The sequence below is a fragment of the Phycisphaerae bacterium genome (genome assembly GCA_028714855.1).
Taxonomy (GTDB): domain Bacteria; phylum Planctomycetota; class Phycisphaerae; order Sedimentisphaerales; family Anaerobacaceae; genus CAIYOL01.
The window spans coordinates 150984-169926 of record JAQTLP010000005.1; the positions used below are offsets into that span (position 1 = coordinate 150984).

The following is an 18943-nucleotide window of genomic DNA, read 5'->3' on the forward strand; positions in this document are numbered from 1 at the left end:
GAATGCTAATCATTCACCAGTTGACCAATTACCAGTTATCATTATAAGGCAGAGCTTCCTAACCGTTTCTTCTCAAGCTGAATATTTAATCCCAATCCTCTTATCTCGTTGCACAACACATCAAAGGAAAGCGGCGTGCCAGCTTCGAGCCTGTTTTGTCCTTTGACGGTTGATTCATAGATTTTCGTTCGGCCCTCAACATCATCGCTTTTGACCGTCAGCATTTCCTGAAGGGTATAAGCCGCCCCGTAGCCCTCCAGCGCCCACACTTCCATTTCGCCAAATCGCTGGCCGCCAGTCCTGGCCTTGCCGCCTAACGGCTGCTGTGTAATAAGACTGTATGGGCCGGTTGCCCTGGCGTGGATCTTGTCATCAACAAGGTGATGCAGCTTCATCGTATACATATATCCTATCGTGGCAGTCTGGTCGAACGGCTCACCTGTTCTTCCATCGTACAACTGGGTCTTCAGGGATTTGGGAATGTTTACGAAAAGCTCATCAGCAGGCGGTGCCTGTTTATTTTTTTCCAGCTCGGCCTTGCGCTTTTTCATAAGCTCGTTTGCTTCGGCTGTGAGCTTTTGGATATCCTCCTCAGAAGCGCCGTCGAAAACAGGTGTAATCGCATGAAAGCCCAGTACCTTTGCTACCCAGCCAAGGTGGGTTTCGAGAATTTGGCCGACGTTCATTCGGCTCGGCACACCAAGAGGATTCAGCAGAATATCCAAAGGCGTGCCGTCTTCGAGGAACGGCATATCCTCTTCCGGCATAATCTTGGCAATAACACCCTTGTTACCGTGGCGTCCGGCCATTTTATCACCGATTGACAGTATTCTCTTGGTGGCGATGTAAACCTTTACCATTTCCAGCACGCCGCTGGCCAGCTCATCACCGTGCTTCAAACTATCAATCCTGCGATTTTTTTCTTCTTTAATCTCAGATATTTTACCCCAGAATTTATCCACAACTTTCTGTACATCGTCCCGGACCGAAGCGGGCCTTATCCACTTAACATCAAAGCCCTCTACCTGCTCATAAATAACATCCTCATCAGTGCTGACTCCGACCTTCTGGCGCGTGGATGGGTCGATGATATTGACATCGAACTTCTTGTGAATGGCCTCAATCATTTGCCTGAATATCAAGCATTCTTTGGCACGCATTTCCCCTTCGTATTGTTTTATCTGGGCCTTGAGGGCTTTCTTTTGTTCCTCGCCGCCTGCGCCGCGCCTGGTGAACCGTTCTGTTTTTATCACCACCCCCTCATTTCCGCTGGGTAGTTCCAGCGAGTCATTCTTGACGTCTTCGCCCGCTCTTCCAAATATAGCGTGCAGCAATTTTTCCTCAGGCGTCAACTCGGTCTTGCTCTTGGGTACTACCTTGCCTACCAGAATATCGCCGGGACACACCCTTGTTCCCTCACGAATTACACCGTGTTCATCAAGACTCCGCAGGCCCTTTTCGCTGACATTGGGAATATCACGGGTAAATTCTTCCCTGCCGAGGCGGGTTTCTCGGACCTCCGATGTAAATTCGTCGATATGAATACTTGTGAAACTGTCGTTCTTGACAAGTCTCTCACTTACAATAATTGCATCTTCAAAGTTAAAACCATCGAAAGTAACAAATCCCACAAGCAAATTTTTACCGAGGGCCAATACGCCGTTGGCAGTGCCGCCACCGTCTGCTATGACCTGGCCTTTCTGAACCTTTTCGCCGAGTTTAACTATAGGAGTCTGATTAAGGCAGGTTCTTTCGTTCAAACCAACAAACTTTTCGAGCTTATATTCTTCAGTATGGTTGAGAACTATTTTGGCAGCATCCACCGAGGTAACAACATCGCCGCCATTCGCACGGACGACCATACTCGAGTTTTGCCCGACTACTTTCTCCATACCTGTGCCGACCAAAGGCACCTCTGTTTTCAGCAGCGGAACCGCCTGTCGCTGCATGTTGGAGCCCATCAAAGCACGGTTTGCGTCATCGTGCTCAAGGAACGGAATAAGCGACGCGGAAACACCGACAATTTGTTTGGCTGAAACATCAACGTAATTCACATCCTCGTGCGGAACCTGGGCCAGCTCCCCCCCCTTCATAGCCAGCACCATCCCTTTTTGAATATCATGTGTATCCGGGTCGAATGTGTTGGGCGCGGCAATCACTGCCTTCATATCTTCATCCGCACGCAAGTAGTCGACTTTTTCGGAGGCCTTGCCCTTTTCAACTCGTCGATAAGGCGTCAGCAGAAAGCCATACTCATCAACTGTAGCAAATATCGCCAGCGAGGAAATCAAACCGATGTTCGTTCCTTCCGGCGTTTCAACCGGACAGATTCTGCCGTAATGGCTTATATGAACGTCGCGAACTTCAAAACCCGCCCGCCTTCTGTTTAAACCGCCGGGGCCGAGAGCCGACAAACGCCTTTCATGTGTCAATTGACTTAAAGCGTTGGTCTGGTCGACAATCTGGCTCAGCTCGCCGCGGCCAAAGAAATAGTTTATACTGCTCGATACGCTCTTGGAATTAACAAGGTCCGCTATCCGCAGCGATTCTTCGACTTCCCGTTTCATGCTCATTCGTTCCTGAACGGTTTTGCGTAGCCTCAACAGCCCTTTCCTGATTTCATCGCCGGCAAGCTCATCGATTGTTCGCAGCCGTCTGTTGCCAAGATGGTCGATGTCGTCAATTGTTCCTTCGTTGTTGCGTAAAGCCAGTACGTATTTTACTGTATTGAAGAAATCTTCGGGCCTCAGCGTCATCTCCCCTTCGTCAACCGTCTGCCCGAATTTCCGGTTCAATCTGAACCTGCCGACCTTACCCAGGCGATAGCGGTTAACATCAGAAAATTTCTCATCAAAGAAAGACTGCGCCTTCTTTTCGTTGGCCGGATTGCCGGGCCTTAATCTCATATAAAATTTTAACAGCGCCTGCTCCTGGCTCTGGCAATCATCCTCCGCAAGGGTGTTCAATACGAGTGTATCGTTTGGCTCCTCGATAACTTCGATTTTCTTGGTTCCAGTCCGCTGTACTAAAGAAACCCTGTCGCCGATTTGTGTGCCGGCTTTGACTATAATTTCGCCGGTTTCAGTATCCGCAATCGGTTCCACCGCCCACATAACAGGAGTAAGCTGCGATGCCGAAACAGTTTTTGTCGAATAAAACAACCGCAGGATTTGCGAGGTGGTGCCGTAGTCCGGCCCCATCGCCCGTAAAAAAACCGTCGCCGGTATCTTGCTTGACTGGTCTATCTTGACAACTAAAACGTCTTTGCGGGTTACGCTTATCTCTATCCAGCTGCCGCGCTCCGGTATGATTCTGCCGCCGTGCAGCACCCTGTCGCCTTCCTTGCTCTCGATGAGAAAATCAACTCCGGGACTTCGATGAAGCTGGCTTACTATCGTGCGCTCGGCGCCGCTGAAGATAAACTCTCCGCCGCCTATCATGACCGGCATTTCGCCAAGGTACACCGATTGTTCAGCCAAATCTTCGCCTTCTTTAGTACGCAATCTGCAGCAAATCTTTAATGGGTATCCGTAGGTCAGCCGTAACTGCCGGCATTCGTTGGGAGTATAACGGGGTTTTTCCAGTTCGTAGTAAAGATATTCCAAACGAATCGTCTTGTCGAAGTTCACGATAGGGAATATCTCGCGAAACAAACTTTCAAGACCAATGTTCTTCCTCCTGGTCGGCGCTACATCCGTCTGCAGAAAGCGATCATAACTTTTCTTCTGTATTTCTACCAGGTCCGGAATCTCGACAACATCACGGAATCTGCTAAAATTACGTACGGCCTGTGAAACCATTTAACTACCCCTTTTTAAATTTCGTTTTTCGTCTATTGGTTGCTCGTAACAGTCAATCCTGGCGTTTAACACCTGACGAAACGAGCTTCACAACCGTTCAACGATATTCATTACGCCAATTCGACTACCGCACCAACGGCTTCGAGCTTCGCTTTTGCGGCATCGGCGTCGGCTTTACTCAGCCCTTCTTTGACCGGCTTTGGAGCGCCTTCGACAAGATCTTTAGCTTCTTTCAAGCCTAATCCGGTAATCGCTCTTACTTCTTTGATAACCTGAATCTTCTTATCTCCAGCGGCCTTGAGAACCACAGTAAAACTGGTCTTCTCTTCTTTTTCTTCCGCCTGACCACCCGCCGCAGGCCCTGCCATCATAACAGCGCCGCCGGCTGCCGGCTCGATTCCGTATTCTTCCTTGAGATAATCGCCAAGCTCTTTCGCCTGCATCAGCGTCAGCTTGACTATCTTGTCACCGAGAGTCTTAATCTCGCTGTTCCATTCCTTTGTCTCTTTAACTTCCTTTGCTTTTTTAGGTTCCTTCGCTTCCTGCGACTTTCCCGCTTCCTCGGTCTGTTTCGTTTCTTTTGCTGCTTCTTCTGCCATTTTCGTTAACTCCTATCTGTTAGCACCCGTTGGTAGCCGAAACTACGTCGTTTCGTTTAACCCTCGATGGGGGCAGCCATACAGGTAATCTCAAATTTCTCTTTACGCCGCTTGCGGCTTCGCCTTTTCGGAAATCGTTTTTATACAACCCGCAATGTTTCTTGCAGGGGCCATAACAGCAGCGGCCAATCTTGACGCAGGCGACTGTGCCAGGCTGACAATCCTGCCCAGCAATTCCGCTCGCGTCGGCATCTTTGAAAGACCCTTCGCTCCATTAGCATCCAATACCATGCCGTCCAGAAAGGCACCTTTAACCTCTATCACCGGAATCTTCTTGCCGTATTCCGCTATTTCTTTGGCAACGTCAACTATGCTGTCTCCGCCGTAAGCTATAGTGCAGGTCCCCCTAAATAGTGACGCCGCCGGTTCCATCTGCCGGCTGCTCAACGCCCTTTTAAACAGCGAATTCTTCACCACCGACAACCTGATGCCCTTTTCCTTTAACCCGCCTCGCATCAGGTTTCCATCGACACCGCCGAGACCTTTGGTGCTGATAACAAGAAAATCCTTGATATTTTCACCAACGATTTTCTTTTCCAGTTCCGACTGCTGCAAATTTTTTACGTATTTACTCATCTTTTCACCTTAAATCTTTATGTGCTTACCATAACTGTTTCACGCTCCTGCCCGCTCGCCATAGCCAGGGGACATTAAACGCTGACTATTACGCTCGGGCTCATCGCCGCAGATATGCACACTTTTTTGATATACGTGCCTTTTGTTGATACAGGCTTAATTTTCCTTATATGCGAAATAAATGCCTCGATATTGGCGATTAATTTCTCCGCCTCGAAGCTCTGCTTGCCTACTATTACGTGGACGTTTCCGCCGGCGTCGTTCTTAAATTCGACCTTGCCTGCAGCAAACTCAGCTACTGCTGTCGCAACATCGGCGGTTACCGAGCCGTTTTTCGGCGAAGGCATTTTACCTTGCGGCCCGAGAACTCGGCCCAGTTTGCCAACCTTGCCCATCACCTTCGGTGATGCAATAGCAACATCGAAATCCAGCCAGCCGTCAGAAACCTTCTTTACCAGTTCATCGCAGCCGGCCTCAATAGCACCGGCAGCCTTTGCCGCCTCGATGTCCTTGTCCTCACAGAAAGCGATAACTTTCTTCTGCTTACCTATCCCATGAGGTAAAGATAGCGAGCCGCGAATCAATTGGTCGCTCTGCTTTGGGTCAACACCCAAATGCAGCACGCATTCTATACTCTGGTCAAACTTTACTGAGTTAAACGATTTTATCTTTGCGACCGCCTCAGCCAGGCTTACCGGCTCGTCGCTTCGCTGCTCGAATTCCTTTTTGTATCTCTTGCCTTTATTCATGCTTCGTTTCTGGTACCTCACTTGCTGCTTCTTTAGATACCACCTCGACACCCATGCTTCGGGCGGTACCCTCAATAATTTTTACGGCCTGTTCCAGACTGTACGCGTTCAGGTCCTTCATCTTGGCTTGGGCGATTTTACGCACCTGCTCCGGAGTTACTTTCCCGACCTTTTCTTTATTCGGAACGCCGCTGCCCTTTGCGATTTCCGCCGCCTGTTTCAGCAAAACCGCCGCAGGTGGACTTTTCACCTCGAAGCTGAAACTCTTGTCCTTATAAAGGGTTATCACAACAGGCACAATTGTTCCGTTAAGCTCTTTTGTTCGTTCGTTGAACTGCGAAACGAACTGGCCGATGTTAACGCCGTGCTGTCCCAGTGCAGGACCTATCGGCGGGGCAGGAGTCGCCTGTCCGCCGGGAGCCTGCAACTTAATCTTTACTGCTACTTCTTTGGCCATTACTTGTCCTCTATATCTTCTCTATCTGCCAATACTCTATATCCAGAGGCGTGCTTCGCCCGAATATCGTAACTATCACCTTCACTATCCCCCTGCTCGAATCGATCGAATCGACCGTCCCTTCGAAATTCTCAAAAGCGCCTTCCCGAATTTTAATCATGTCACCCTTCTTGAATTCGACCTTGATGCTCGGTGCTTCCTCCGGCTTTTCCGCCTCTAAAAGCATCTTGGCAACGTCTGTATCGCGCATCGGAGTAGGCATTCCTTCGGTGCCGATAAAATCTCCAACTCCGGAAGTTTCCTTAATTATAAACCAGGCAGACTCCGAAACCCGTCCGTCCACCGTCGGCTCCATCTCCATAAAAACATAACCAGGATAAAGTTTCCGCTTATGGACCGTTTGCTTGCCGCCGCGAATACGCTTAACCTGCTCCACGGGAACCTCTATCCTGCCGACAATACCCTTCAAATCCTCCCTCTGCATCTTCTGGGAAAGAGCCTCTTTCACCTGCATCTCTTTATTCGCCGCAACTCGCAAGACATACCACTGCATACCAATACCTGCCTCTAAAAATCTGACCGGTTTAATACTGACTGGTCCATCCGAGTAATTTACGTTCTAACCTAAAGGCCGAAAACCTCGGTAAAAAAGAGCTTAAATCCTAAATCTGCAGAGCCAAGAAACACCGCCATAATAATCACAAGCACAATAACGATAAACGTCGAAACCGCTATTTCCTTTCTGCTTGACCAGCTGACCTTTTTCATCTCGCCTTCAGCTGCAATCAGAAAATCAGCAATCGAAGACTTGTTCGACAGCCAAAAAATCAAAACTGCAAACCCGGCAGCTATGCCGACCGGAACCATTGTCGACACCCACAAGCCCATATCAGCGCCGTCTAATTTCTGGTAAAGCAGCAAACATCCTACCGCCGCTACTAACCCGAAACCAAAAGCGCTGCCAAGCCTTGTGTATTTAGCCTGACCTCGTTTATAAATACCAAATATCATATCTGACCAATCCCTTTTAACTTCCGAACTTCAACTTATAACCTTCAATCGGTTCCACCAAGCCCCTCCCCCTGAAACGGAACAGGCCAGGGAGGCCTCGAACCCCCAACCTTCGGTTTTGGAGACCGACGCTCTGCCAATTGAGCTACTGGCCTATCTTTTTCTCCTATTGCCAACCACAGGCTGGTTTTTATTACTTACGCCGTATCTTATGAACAGTATGCGCTCGTTCATTGCTGCAAAACTTCTTTAGCTCTATTTTCGGCGCACCCTCTGCTGTACTGACATTCGTGCGGTAGTTTCTATGGCCACACTGTTTGCACTCAAGCCATACATCTTCTCTTTTGCTTTTCTTAGCCATAAAACCTGTCCCCGCTATGCCCCCGCTTTTGCATTAGCAAAAAAGCGGGAGGGCTCTTGATATTTATGGAGCTCAACTACTATTCAGAAATACGTTTATTCAATGATCTTGATCACCACTCCGGCGCCGACCGTTCGGCCTCCTTCTCGGATAGCGAAGCGAAGACCTTCTTCCATAGCGATTGGTGAAATAATCTCCACCTCCATCGCTATGTTATCGCCGGGCATACACATCTCGGCTGGCTTGCCTTCTCGGCTCTTTATCGCCTTGACGGCACCGGTAACGTCGGTCGTTCTGAAATAAAACTGCGGCTTGTAGCCTGCAAAGAACGGCGAATGACGTCCGCCTTCCTCTTTGGTTAATACGTAAACCTCGGCATCAAAATGTGTATGAGGCGTAATCGAGCCTGGTGCCGCAATAACTTGGCCGCGCTGCAAGTCATTCTTTTCTACACCACGCAGGAGCAAGCCGACGTTATCACCGGCCTGACCTTCGTCGAGCGTCTTATTAAACATCTCTACGCCGGTCACAACCGTCTTTCGTATATCTTTGGACAATCCGATGATTGCCACTTCATCGCCGACATGAACTTTGCCGCGGTCAATTCGGCCTGTGCCAACCGTTCCTCGGCCTTTTATACTGAAAACATCCTCTATCGGCATCAAAAACGGTTTATCGACGTCTCGCACCGGCATCGGTATATACTTATCCATTGCATCGAGCAGCTCAACTATCGGTTTGCACTCAGGGTCGTCAATGCTCGCAGCCCTCATCGCCTTAATCGCAGAACCGCGGATTATTGGCGTCTCGTCTCCGGGGAAATCGTATTTGCTAAGTAATTCTCTTGTCTCCAATTCAACCAAATCCAGCAATTCAGGGTCGTCAACAAGGTCCACCTTGTTCAGGAACACCACAATTTTCGGCACATTGACCTGACGGGCAAGCAGAATGTGTTCGCGGGTCTGAGGCATAGGGCCGTCGGCTGCACTGACCACAAGAATAGCTCCATCCATCTGCGCCGCTCCTGTTATCATGTTCTTGACGTAATCGGCGTGGCCGGGGCAGTCGATATGTGCATAATGCCGGTTGTCCGTTACGTATTCAACGTGTGCTGTGGAGATGGTCAGAATCTTTGTGTCGTCACGTCGCCCTTGAGATTCAGACGCCTTGGCGATGTCATCGTATGATTTAAACTTGCATAGCCCCTTAAACTCCATAACCTTCGTCATCGCCGCCGTCAATGTCGTCTTGCCATGGTCAACGTGACCGATTGTTCCAACGTTTACGTGTGGTTTTGTCCGTTCAAATACTGCTTTAGCCATATAAACCTCCAATGTGTAGGGTTACTTTTTATATCCCTATTCTCTTCCTCTAAAACAAATCTCAATCCTTATATAAACGCCAAGTCAAAACAACCATATCTCACGCCATCCGATGACAGCGACGAATAAAGTGTCTCAACTGCAAAATAAGCCTTCTCTACAGGGCTTGCTTTCATTTAGCTGCTGATGGGATTTGGACCCATGACCTCGTCCTTACCAAGGACGCGCTCTACCAGCTGAGCTACAGCAGCAATATCGTTTTTCCCGTTCGGCACTATTCTAACGGCCGGTCAAACAATAAACAAAAGGTGCGCTCCACCCTTCTTTCCTGCCTCGATTAACCTAAACAATCAGCGCAGGAATTTATAGCGTCCACCGATTCTATTTATTGCAAAACGGGTAATCTATGAAAATAACCGTAAAAGTGCAAACATAAAAACCAAAAAAATGCAAAAAAAACAAAAAAATCTGAAAATATTCAAATTTTTCGCTTTTTCGCGGAAAATCATACTGAAAAGGCCTTTATCGCCGCATCGGTACACTGACCCGCACTTAAGGTTATAACATGGATTTTGATAGTATAATTAGGATACAGATGCCTTACAAACCCGATTTTGGCTCATTAACCCCGGAAAGAAGCTTAAATAAGTAGTAATTCGAATAAGGTTTTGATATTATCGCCGAATTGAAAGGTTTATCAGGGACGTAAAATATGCCAGAGCCTCATAAGTACCGCCACGCCCTATGCCTGTATCCTTATTATGCAGGGGAAAGGGGCACAGGTTTAGACTTCTTTCCGCCGACAGGGTTGGAGTACGTGGCTACCGCCCTGAAAGATCACGTAGGACAAATCAGCCTGATTGACCTCCGTTATAAGCGGTCTCTGCTGGCGCCTCGGAATATGTTCGAGTTTATCCAAAAAAACATCGATTTGATTTGCATCAGTATTGGCTGGAGGGCGCAATACAAAAAAGTTTGTGATTATATCAGCCGATTGCCCCATGCCCAAATGACCGTTGTCGGCGGACGCGAGGCAACCGACAAGGTGGAGGATGTTTTTCTGCGATGCCCAAACGTCGATGTTGTTGTTCGCGGGGAAGGCGAGCAGACTATCCAGGAGCTTGCAGATGGACAGCCGTTGGATGGAATTCTTGGCCTGTCTTACAGGCATAATGGTAAAATCATTCACAACCCGAACCGGCCGCTCCAGCCTATCGAAGATATCGCTCCCCCGGACCGCAGCCTGAGGCAAAACCGCTACTTCCCTGTCGCTCATGGAATACGTTTGCTGCCAATTGAGTTTGACACTATCCTCGGTTCACGGGGTTGTCCCTACAAATGTAAGTTTTGTACATTCAGCGTGAATCCTTTGGGACAAAAGCGTGACTACGTCGCTCGGTCGCCGGAATCGGTGGTAGATGAAATCGAAGCCTGTAAGGGAAATAGGATTATTTTTGCTGATGACAATTTCTTCGTTAATCCGGACCGCGTTGAGCGTATATGCGATTTAATCATAGAAAGAGGCATAGATAAAATATACTTCGCTAATGCGAGAATCGAGGCGGCCAGGCACCCACGCATGCTCGAAAAAGCTTACCGCGCGGGATTTCGAATGCTTCTGCTGGGTATTGAGTCCGCAAGCGATAGAATCCTCGAACAGCTAAACAAGGGATTTAACACACAGCAGATTCGGGATGCGTTTACGGTATTCCGGCAGTTCCCCTTCTTTTACCATGCCTACTTCATCTATGGCAATATTGGTGAGACTGAGGAAGAAATGATGGCCATACCTGATTTCGCCAAAGAGCTTGGAGCGCACACTATCAACCTTAGTATGCTTCGCGTCGATAACTTCTCACCGTTGCGGCAGTTGGTGGAAAACACGCCTGGCTGCCGCATCAGCAAAAACGGGAATGTCTATTCACGCGAGTTTGACAGGAAAAGGCTCGGGCGTATTCGCAATCGGATTCGCAATCGTTTTATGCTTCGGTCGGGACAATTGGCCAAGACACTCACCACCATGCACAACTGCAACATTCTAACTTACCGGCAGATGGCCAAACTGGGCTTGATGACGCCTTTGCTTCTGCTGGATTATGTGATTCAAAGAAATGCCAAAACTTTTCGGTACCCAGCTAACATCTCCGAAAGTAAAGTTCAGTAGTGCCTCTGAGCAAAAACATACAAATTGCTTACGAAAAATTCCCCTTAACCGCCTCTAATTTCTCGGCTTATTTACGTCTGCGGTATGACCGGGGCGCTTAGTCCATCGCCGCACCTGCTCCGACCACATCGGCCTGGCCCCCGTATCTTGTGAACTTAATCGCTCTCTGCCAGGCTGGTTCGCTCTCGGACGAGCCAAGCTTTTCCGCCAGACACCTCAAATCATCACCGATGCCGCTATCTCATCGGGATATTTCTGTGCCGTGGGAGGCTATAGGAAACTTTTTCCATAGCAGGACAGGAATACCATAATTGCCATATAAATTTTGGACAAGAAGAAATATCTTGACAAAATGACCTGGCCAATGTAGACTAATTTTATCTGTATGTATTAGGGTGAATTTTTAGTTGCGAGGAGGAAGAATGTGTTACAAATACACAGTGGCTTTGGTTTCAATTATTGTCTTCTCAACTTCCTGTTATGCCGATTCCGTTCTGGAATGGAACAATATTGCCCTTGAAGCAATCAAGCAGGAGAGTCTTTCGCCTCCGGTCGCCACGCGGGCATTGGCGATATTGCATTGCGCTATTTTCGATTCGATGAACGCCATAGAGGGACAATACATATCTTACAATTCCAGTCCCGTGGTCGCGCCAGGCGCCAGTGCTAAAGCCGCTTCCGTATCCGCAGCGTTCAACACCCTTTCTAATTTACTTCCGAATCAAGCATCCACATTCCTGAATAAATATAACAGTGATATAGCCTCACTTGGGCCGGGCCAGTCTGTCAATGATGGAATTGCGACTGGGCTAACGGTTGCCTCTGAAATGTTGGACTTGCGGAGCAACGACGGAAGCAACAATAATTTCATTTATAACGGAGGCACAGACCCGGGCGAATGGCGGCCAACCCCGCCAAACTACGAGCCAAGTCTGCTTCCGCTATGGGGTTCTGTTACACCGTTTGCGATTCAAAGCGGTTCCCAGTTCAGACCTGCAGGCCCGCCCGATCTTTCAAGCCCCGAATATACAGCAGCTTACAATGAAGTAAAAGATTATGGTGCCGTAAACAGCAGTCTCAGAACGCCGGATCAGACCGAAATAGCCTATTTCTGGGCAGATGGCGTAGGCACCTATACACCGCCGGGCCATTGGAACAAAATCGCACAGACAGCAGCCGCACAGTTGAGCTGGTCCGAATACGACAATGCTAGAGCTTTTGCACTGCTGAATATTTCTCTGGCTGACGCGGCAATATCTGCATGGGATGCCAAACATGAATTTTTGTTCTGGCGGCCTATTACCGCTGTCCGCGAAGGCGAAAATGACACAAATCCTCTTACTGTCGGCGACACAGACTGGCTCCCTCTCCTGTCAACACCACCATTCCCTGAATACACAAGCGGACACAGCACCTTCAGCGGAGCCGCCGCTGAAGTTCTGGCAGGCCTTGTTGGCTATGATAATTTCGCTTTTGTTACTGACAGTAATGGACTGCCGGGCGTCTATCGTTCATTTGACAGCTTTTCCGAAGCTGCGATTGAGGCGGGTGAAAGCAGGATTTACGGCGGTATTCATTTCGATTTTTCTGATTACACAGGAAGAGACTTCGGTGCGGCATTAAGCGATTACGTATTAGCTAATTATCTGTTACCTGTCCCCGAACCCGCAACGCTTTTGCTGGTTGGATTGGGTATGGTGATGTTACGGAGGTTCATTTAAGTCCCCAGCCTGACCAGGATGTTTAGTCCACTGCCGCACCTGCTCCGCCCACATCGGCCTGTCCTCCGCGGTCTTTATTTTAACAAGTGCCCCTAACACAACGTTAGGGTCAGAGGTAGCTGACGGTTCAGCAAAATATTTCTCTATCGACAGCACTATAACATTGTCAGGGCCCAGATCCTTTTCCAACAAACAATTATTCACCAATTGGATTGCGGCATCTATCTTCGGCCACCTCAGATACACATCTAACATCTGGGCCAAAATTGCTTCTTTCTCCTCCGGACTTCCGCCAGATTCCCGCAGCAGCCCTAAACTTTTCGCCGCCTGTTCATATCTGCCGGTCTTGCTGTAAAGCTGTGCCAGCTTCCCCCTCACATTCTTAAGCATTTCTCCGTTTTGTTCGCCGCCTGCCTTGCGCTCCGCTATCTCAAGAAAAGAAATCATCTGCTCATCAGAGAGCAGGGACTCCATATCTGGCGAACTTAACCGCCCTACCCATTTATCCAATACGTCGGCTTCGACTGCCTTGAATATCGTCAGCATCGCCTTCCAGGCAGGTTCGCTCTCGGCTGAGCCCAGCTTTTCCGCAAGCCACGTCAAATCATCGCTGTTGCCGACTTCGCCGGCAAGTTCTATCACTCTCTGCCTTATCTTCGCACTGCTGTCATTCGCAAAACCCTCTTTCAGTTTGCCAAGCGCAGTAGTCTTGTCTATATTTATCAGCCCCTCCACTGAGGCCTCACGCGCCAAATCTGCTTTATCGCTTAGGCCTTCTTCAAAAAAGGGCCCGAATGCCTTTGCAGCTTCCGCTTTGTGGATACTGCGAGGACCGCACAGGTCTGCCATTACGCCAAGCAGTTCTCCTCGCAGGGCGCCGTCTGCTTTATCTTTTTGCAGATTATATCTTTCCGCAAGCAATCCAAGATACCTGTCAACCTCACCAGTAGTTAACCCGTTCTGCTCAATAAGCTTCTTTATAACTTCCGCACCTTTTTGCGCCTTTTTGGGATTCTCTTCGATAAGGAACTTTGTCGCCCATTCCAGAGTCTTTTTCCTTACTTCCTCCGGTACTTTGACCTCTGAACCGGGTAAAAAGGCATAGTAGCACGCCCCGCCGAGCGCAGCAAACAACTCAGTCTTAACCCCGTCGTCCTGTTCAACTTCGAGTTGTTGCAGCAAACGTTGGGATGAATCCAACTGCCCCATCAAAGACAATAGCCCCGCCGTTTTCAGCCGAACGTCCCTGTTCTGGTCCGAAACCAGATTGACTAAAACAGGCCCGAGCTCGACTGGTAATTCCGATTTTGTCCCCACACGCCACTGTGAAACCTTCTCCAATGCCCACAATCTAACTACATCTTTGGAATCACCCAGACACTCAGCTAAAAACCGGCCCTTACCCGCATCATCACTTATCCCGTCATATATTTTATCTAACGATAACAAATACATCCCCTGCCACATGTCCAATTCAGTTTCCATCTTGCGCATCTGCGATTCCTGCCGAACCAGCCAATCACGCAGGAAGTCGTTTATGCCTTTGCGCTTGAGTTCATCTATAATCTGTTCGCGAGTTTTTGCGTCCTCGCCGACTGGTATGCCTAACGAATGCAGCGTATCCTCCGCCTCGGCCGCCACCTGCTTTTCGGGATCATCGAGCAGCCTGATAATCTTAAATATCGCCCTCATATCCGGCTGAAGTTTCAGCGCGTATATCGCATTCAATCTCGCCTTGACCGGCAGCGTTCCGTCCGATACCATCTTTTCAAGCGGCCCGGATATCTGCTCATACTTGAAAAGCAACGTCGCCTCAGCAGCCAATTTGGCCTCGCCAAAATCCTTCGTGGCTAAAATGTTAATCAGAGGCTCGACGAAGTCCTCCTCTGACTTTATGGATTCGGACATCCCGCGGGCTTGACCCAATGCCTTGCAGACAGCTATCCGTGCAGCGCTATTTTCCTCCCGCCCCAACACCAATAGCAGAATTTCTCGCCCCTGGGGGTCTTCACTAAACAGCATTACCGTCGCCGCATCGATGCGTATCTGTTCGTTTGCGCCCCGCAGCAAGGCGTCTTTGTTGATTTTCAGTTGTCTGCCGAGGCTAAGCTCGGCTTTGGCATTCATTTTAACTTTATCAGAAGCTCGCCCTGCCTTCGCACGTTCAACGCCCGCCTGCTCGCCTCGGGGCGAAGCCGCAGGCTGGCAGCCTATCGCCAATACTAATAGCAATATCACCGGATACAATCTCTTTGCAGTCATCGTGATAACCAAGGGCAAATTCCTGCTCTTTAACCTGTCCATCCTAAATAATCCCCGCCTTCTGCTCGCATAAATTACCTATCGACTATTTTCTCCATTGGGACATAAATTTTGCACAAAATTTTCCTGCATTTTCAAAAATTCAAAACTGTTTCAAACAGCAGCCGCCTTAAGGCCTCGGATGGAACTTTTTGTGCATCTCTCGCAGCCTTTCCTGGTCAACATGAGTATAAATCTGGGTAGTGGCTATGTCAACATGTCCGAGCATCTCCTGCACGCTTCGCAAATCCGCCCCGCCGGCCAGCAGGTGCGTCGCGAAGCAATGCCTCAATGTATGAACGGTTAATTTTCTTGGCATACCTGCACGGATTGCATATTTCTTTATCAATCTCCAGATTTCAATACGCCCCATAGGCCGCCCTGTTCGGGAAAGCAGCAAAAAATCACCGCTGAATGGCTTGACCAGCTTCGGACGAAGCTCCCGCAGGTACTCAGCTGTCGCCCCAATCGCAGCCTTGCCGACCGGGATTACACGTTCCCTGTTGCCCTTGCCTATGCAGCGAAGGTATCCGACGTCAAGGTTCAAATCACCCGTTTTCAGGCCCGCCAATTCGCTGGCTCGCACTCCGGTGGCATAAAGCAATTCGACTATCGCCCGGTCACGAAGATAAAAAGGTTCCTCTGGACTAACCGCACTAATGATGTCGATAACCTGTTTCTTGCTGCAAATAACCGGAAGCCTCTGCCACAGCTTCGGCCCCTCGAGGATTGCGCCAAAATCATCTTCGACAAGACCCGTCAGTCTGCCGTACCGGAGAAACATCCTCACGGCAACAAGACTGCGCTTAATCGAGCTTTCACTTTTCCGCTCGTCTTTTGTAAGGATTTGCAGATACTTTTGGATAAGGGCAGGCTTTATCTGGTCCAGTCGGCTGATTTTACTCCCCTTGCAGTATTCCAGAAAATCCGCAAGGTCGCGCCCGTATGCCAGAATGCTGTTGTTCGCCAGCCCTGCCTCAACCGTCAGGTAATCCAGAAAACCCTTGGCCTCCTTGCCTAAAGGTAAAGACAGTAACTTCTCACCAACAGATTGTAACTGCACTGACGCCATCGCTCCCTGCTTTCAAACGCTGACTACTAACATAAATATCGGCCTTAAAACAAGTTAATCTTTAGTTGTAAAGCCCGGCCGGATAATATGGCAACTGTTTTGAAAAAAAATGGTTCTTGAGCTAAATGCTCGACGCATATATAATCTGTCAAAATTCGGGAAAATCTGAAATGAATAGAAAACTCAAAATCAACTTACGTTCCTATGCCCTTATCGCCTGTGCACTTTTCGCAGCCGGCTGCGCAAAACCATACAAAGGTGTTACTGTCGAAAAAATCTGCCCCGCTGGTATCGACAAACAGCAGGCAATGCAAATCGCCGAAGATGTTCTGGCTAAAATGTATTTTACTGTCGCAAAATCTGATGCCAACCTCGGCGTTATAAAAACAAGGCCCCTCGCTGGAGCCCAATTCTTCGAATTCTGGCGCAAAGATAATGTCGGGTCTTTCGACTCCGCAGAAGCAAACCTCCACACCATTCGAAGAATCGCGGAAATAAATGTAAAACACCAGGATACGCTTCTGTGCCTCAGCTGCAATGTAAATGTTCAAAGACTTAACATGCCCGAACAAGAGTTCCGCAGCAGCTCGCGGGTTTATGAAATGTTTTCGCAGAGCAGTTCCACACAACAAACGTTCGTAATGAACCCCAGGCAGAAAGAAAGTATGGCCTGGGTCAATTTGGGCAACGACGCCAATCTGGCTACAGTGATTTTGAAGCGAATCGAAAACAAAATCGCCAAAATGCAAAAGGGAAAATCGCTGTGAGAATACTCGTCTGCGGCGGAGCTGGTTACATCGGTAGTAATATGGTGCCGTCCCTCGCCGCCGAAAAACACGACCCCGTCGTTTACGACAACCTCAGCAAAGGCCACAAGGCAGCCGTCGCAGATTGCGAGTTCGTCAAAGGTGATTTGGGCGATTACGACCTCCTCGTCAAAACACTCAAAAAATACAAAATCGATGCCGTCTTCCACTTCGCCGGATTGATTGAAGTCGGAGAATCCGTGCAGGCCCCGCTTAAATACTATCACAACAATGTCTCCTGTACCCAGGTCTTATTGAGCGCGATGGAGGCCGCGGGCGTGGAAAAATTTATCTTCAGCAGTAGCGCTGCCGTTTATGGCCTGCCCAAACAGGCCCGTATCTCGGAAAACGCGCCGACAGCGCCCATCAATCCTTACGGAGAATCAAAACTGGCGGTCGAAAAAATATGTCACTACCAAAACGCCACCGGCAAACTCCGCTACGCCTCGCTTAGATATTTCAATGCCGCAGGAGCCGGAAACAACTGCACGCTCGGCGAAGACCACCGCCCCGAATCACACCTCATCCCCCTGACAATCGCCGCCGCTATGGGAAAAACAGATTCAATCAAAATCTACGGCACTGATTACCCGACGCCCGATGGCTCCTGCATCCGCGATTACATCCATATTGAAGACCTCTGCAGGGCACACCTGCTGGCGATGAACAAACTCGATAATCAATCGGAGCTTATTTACAACCTCGGTAACGGAAATGGCTGCTCAGTCAAAGAAGTAATCGAAACAGTTAAAAAAGTCAGCGGCAAAAATTTCAAAGTCGTCGAATCGCAGCGCCGTCCGGGCGACGCCCCGATATTGACCGCCAACGCCGCCAAGGCAATTAACGAGCTCCTCTGGAAACCAAAATTCACAGACCTCGAAAAAATAATCGAAACCGCCTGGCTCTGGCACAACAAATTCCCCAATGGCTATCCGGAATAATATGGCAAACTTATTGATTGGTATTGACGTTGGCGGCACGAATATCAAAATCGGCTGCTTCGATACACGCCTGAATTTACTGAAAAAAATTTCAATCACTACAGATGCCGACTCTGGCCCCCAGGCGGTCGTCGAAAAAATGCTCGCCGCCGTCGATAAGCTCGTCAAAGAATGCGGCTTCACTTCCTCTGATATATCTGCCGCCGGCATCGGCACACCGGGACCTGCTGATTACACAGCGGGTATCTTAACTAACCCCACAAATATGCCTGCCTTCAAAAATGTCCCCATCAGGCAGATGCTCTCGGACGCATTGCATTGTCCCGTCGTCTTCGACAACGATGCCAACGTCGCCTGCTTCGGCGAATTCGCCGCAGGTGCCGGCAAAGGCGTCACCGATATGGTCTTCTTCACCCTTGGCACAGGCATCGGCGCCGGCATTGTCTCCGAAGGCAAACTCCTTCGCGGCTTCGATGGCAACGCCGCCGAGCTTGGCCATACCATAATCTACCCCGATGGCCGCCTATGCAACTGCGGCCAAAAAGGCTGCGCAGAAGCCTATGCCTCCGCCTCGAATACCGCCAAAAGAGCTACAGAAGCCCTAAATGCCGGAGAAAATTCAAGTTTGAAAAAAGTCCTCGACAAATCCGGCCAAATCACCTGCGAAGATGTTTACGACCACCTCAAGACCGGCGACAAACTCGCAAAAAAAATAACCGACGAAACAGCAAAAGCCCTTGCCATCCTCTGCATCAATGCCCTGCACACCGCAGACCCGCAGCGCATCGTCTTCGCAGGCGGAATGATTGCCGCTGGTGACATCTTGTTGAACAGAATCAAAGATTATTTCAACGAGCAGGTTTGGAAATTGAAAAAAGAAACCGTCGAGATTTGTTTCGCAACCCTCGGTGAAGACGCAGGCATCATCGGCGCAGCAGCCCTCGCAAAGAATAATTAGCCCCGCAATTTATTGCGAGGGTCACAAAGTAAGTAAGCGGTATTA

Annotated in this window: 17 protein-coding genes and 2 tRNA genes; 5 read left to right on the forward strand and 14 right to left on the reverse strand. The window is 49.2% G+C overall.

Annotated elements, in window-relative coordinates; genetic code table 11:
- Positions 1–41: 41 nt before the first annotated feature.
- The 11 genes from rpoB to PHG53_05555 all read right to left on the reverse strand — a co-directional run bounded on the left by rpoB (position 42) and on the right by PHG53_05555 (position 9186).
- Positions 42–3800, reverse strand: coding sequence for a DNA-directed RNA polymerase subunit beta (gene rpoB, locus PHG53_05505; protein MDD5381079.1), 3759 nt, complete (start codon positions 3798–3800; stop codon positions 42–44).
- Positions 3801–3910: 110 nt separating this feature from the next.
- A complete protein-coding gene (gene rplL / locus PHG53_05510; protein ID MDD5381080.1) occupies positions 3911–4282 on the reverse strand; it encodes a 50S ribosomal protein L7/L12 in 372 nt (123 codons plus the stop codon).
- A gap of 219 nt (positions 4283–4501) precedes the next feature.
- The gene (gene rplJ, locus PHG53_05515; protein MDD5381081.1) at positions 4502–5035 is read right to left on the reverse strand and encodes a 50S ribosomal protein L10; all 534 of its coding nucleotides are present in this window, start codon (positions 5033–5035) and stop codon (positions 4502–4504) included.
- A gap of 74 nt (positions 5036–5109) precedes the next feature.
- Positions 5110–5784 carry a 50S ribosomal protein L1 gene (rplA, locus tag PHG53_05520; protein ID MDD5381082.1) on the reverse strand — a complete coding sequence of 225 codons (675 nt, stop codon included), beginning with the start codon at positions 5782–5784 and terminating at the stop codon, positions 5110–5112.
- Positions 5777–6241 carry a 50S ribosomal protein L11 gene (gene rplK / locus PHG53_05525; GenBank protein MDD5381083.1) on the reverse strand — a complete coding sequence of 155 codons (465 nt, stop codon included), beginning with the start codon at positions 6239–6241 and terminating at the stop codon, positions 5777–5779. Before rplK ends, rplA begins: the two co-directional genes overlap by 8 nt.
- A gap of 10 nt (positions 6242–6251) precedes the next feature.
- The gene (gene nusG, locus PHG53_05530) at positions 6252–6794 is read right to left on the reverse strand and encodes a transcription termination/antitermination protein NusG (GenBank protein ID MDD5381084.1); all 543 of its coding nucleotides are present in this window, start codon (positions 6792–6794) and stop codon (positions 6252–6254) included.
- A 71-nt stretch (positions 6795–6865) separates the two neighbouring features.
- Positions 6866–7252, reverse strand: a complete 387-nt coding sequence (gene secE / locus PHG53_05535) for a preprotein translocase subunit SecE (protein MDD5381085.1) — start codon at positions 7250–7252, stop codon at positions 6866–6868.
- Between the two features lie 82 nt (positions 7253–7334).
- Positions 7335–7407 (reverse strand) — tRNA-Trp (locus PHG53_05540).
- 38 nt (positions 7408–7445) lie between these two features.
- The gene (gene rpmG, locus PHG53_05545) at positions 7446–7613 is read right to left on the reverse strand and encodes a 50S ribosomal protein L33 (GenBank protein ID MDD5381086.1); all 168 of its coding nucleotides are present in this window, start codon (positions 7611–7613) and stop codon (positions 7446–7448) included.
- Between the two features lie 95 nt (positions 7614–7708).
- Complete coding sequence (gene tuf, locus PHG53_05550) at positions 7709–8935, reverse strand: elongation factor Tu (GenBank protein ID MDD5381087.1); 1227 nt, start codon at positions 8933–8935, stop codon at positions 7709–7711.
- A gap of 178 nt (positions 8936–9113) precedes the next feature.
- Positions 9114–9186: transfer RNA gene (locus PHG53_05555), tRNA-Thr, on the reverse strand.
- A gap of 461 nt (positions 9187–9647) precedes the next feature.
- On the opposite strand from PHG53_05555, the gene PHG53_05560 reads away from it, so the two are divergent.
- Entirely contained in the window at positions 9648–11099 is a 1452-nt protein-coding gene (locus tag PHG53_05560; protein ID MDD5381088.1) for a radical SAM protein, read from the forward strand.
- A gap of 97 nt (positions 11100–11196) precedes the next feature.
- Here PHG53_05560 and PHG53_05565 read toward each other — a convergent pair whose 3' ends face one another.
- Positions 11197–11319 carry a hypothetical protein gene (locus PHG53_05565; protein MDD5381089.1) on the reverse strand — a complete coding sequence of 41 codons (123 nt, stop codon included), beginning with the start codon at positions 11317–11319 and terminating at the stop codon, positions 11197–11199.
- Positions 11320–11521: 202 nt separating this feature from the next.
- On the opposite strand from PHG53_05565, the gene PHG53_05570 reads away from it, so the two are divergent.
- Positions 11522–12820, forward strand: coding sequence for a phosphatase PAP2 family protein (locus PHG53_05570; protein MDD5381090.1), 1299 nt, complete (start codon positions 11522–11524; stop codon positions 12818–12820).
- Here the strand turns inward: PHG53_05570 and PHG53_05575 are convergent.
- Positions 12803–15124 (reverse strand): hypothetical protein, encoded by a 2322-nt coding sequence (locus PHG53_05575; protein ID MDD5381091.1) that lies wholly within the window; start codon positions 15122–15124, stop codon positions 12803–12805. The genes PHG53_05570 and PHG53_05575 overlap by 18 nt on opposite strands.
- A 127-nt stretch (positions 15125–15251) precedes the next feature.
- Entirely contained in the window at positions 15252–16193 is a 942-nt protein-coding gene (locus PHG53_05580) for a tyrosine recombinase XerD (GenBank protein MDD5381092.1), read from the reverse strand.
- 170 nt (positions 16194–16363) lie between these two features.
- On the opposite strand from PHG53_05580, the gene PHG53_05585 reads away from it, so the two are divergent.
- Genes PHG53_05585 through PHG53_05595 form a run of 3 tightly spaced genes read left to right on the forward strand, consistent with a single transcriptional unit; the run spans position 16364 to position 18898 of the window.
- On the forward strand, positions 16364–16960 hold the full coding sequence (locus tag PHG53_05585; protein MDD5381093.1) for a hypothetical protein: 597 nt from the start codon (positions 16364–16366) through the stop codon (positions 16958–16960).
- Positions 16957–17940: a UDP-glucose 4-epimerase GalE gene (gene galE, locus PHG53_05590; GenBank protein ID MDD5381094.1), complete on the forward strand. Its 984-nt coding sequence runs from the start codon at positions 16957–16959 to the stop codon at positions 17938–17940. Before PHG53_05585 ends, galE begins: the two co-directional genes overlap by 4 nt.
- A 1-nt stretch (position 17941) precedes the next feature.
- The gene (locus PHG53_05595; GenBank protein MDD5381095.1) at positions 17942–18898 is read left to right on the forward strand and encodes an ROK family protein; all 957 of its coding nucleotides are present in this window, start codon (positions 17942–17944) and stop codon (positions 18896–18898) included.
- Positions 18899–18943: the final 45 nt, after the last annotated feature.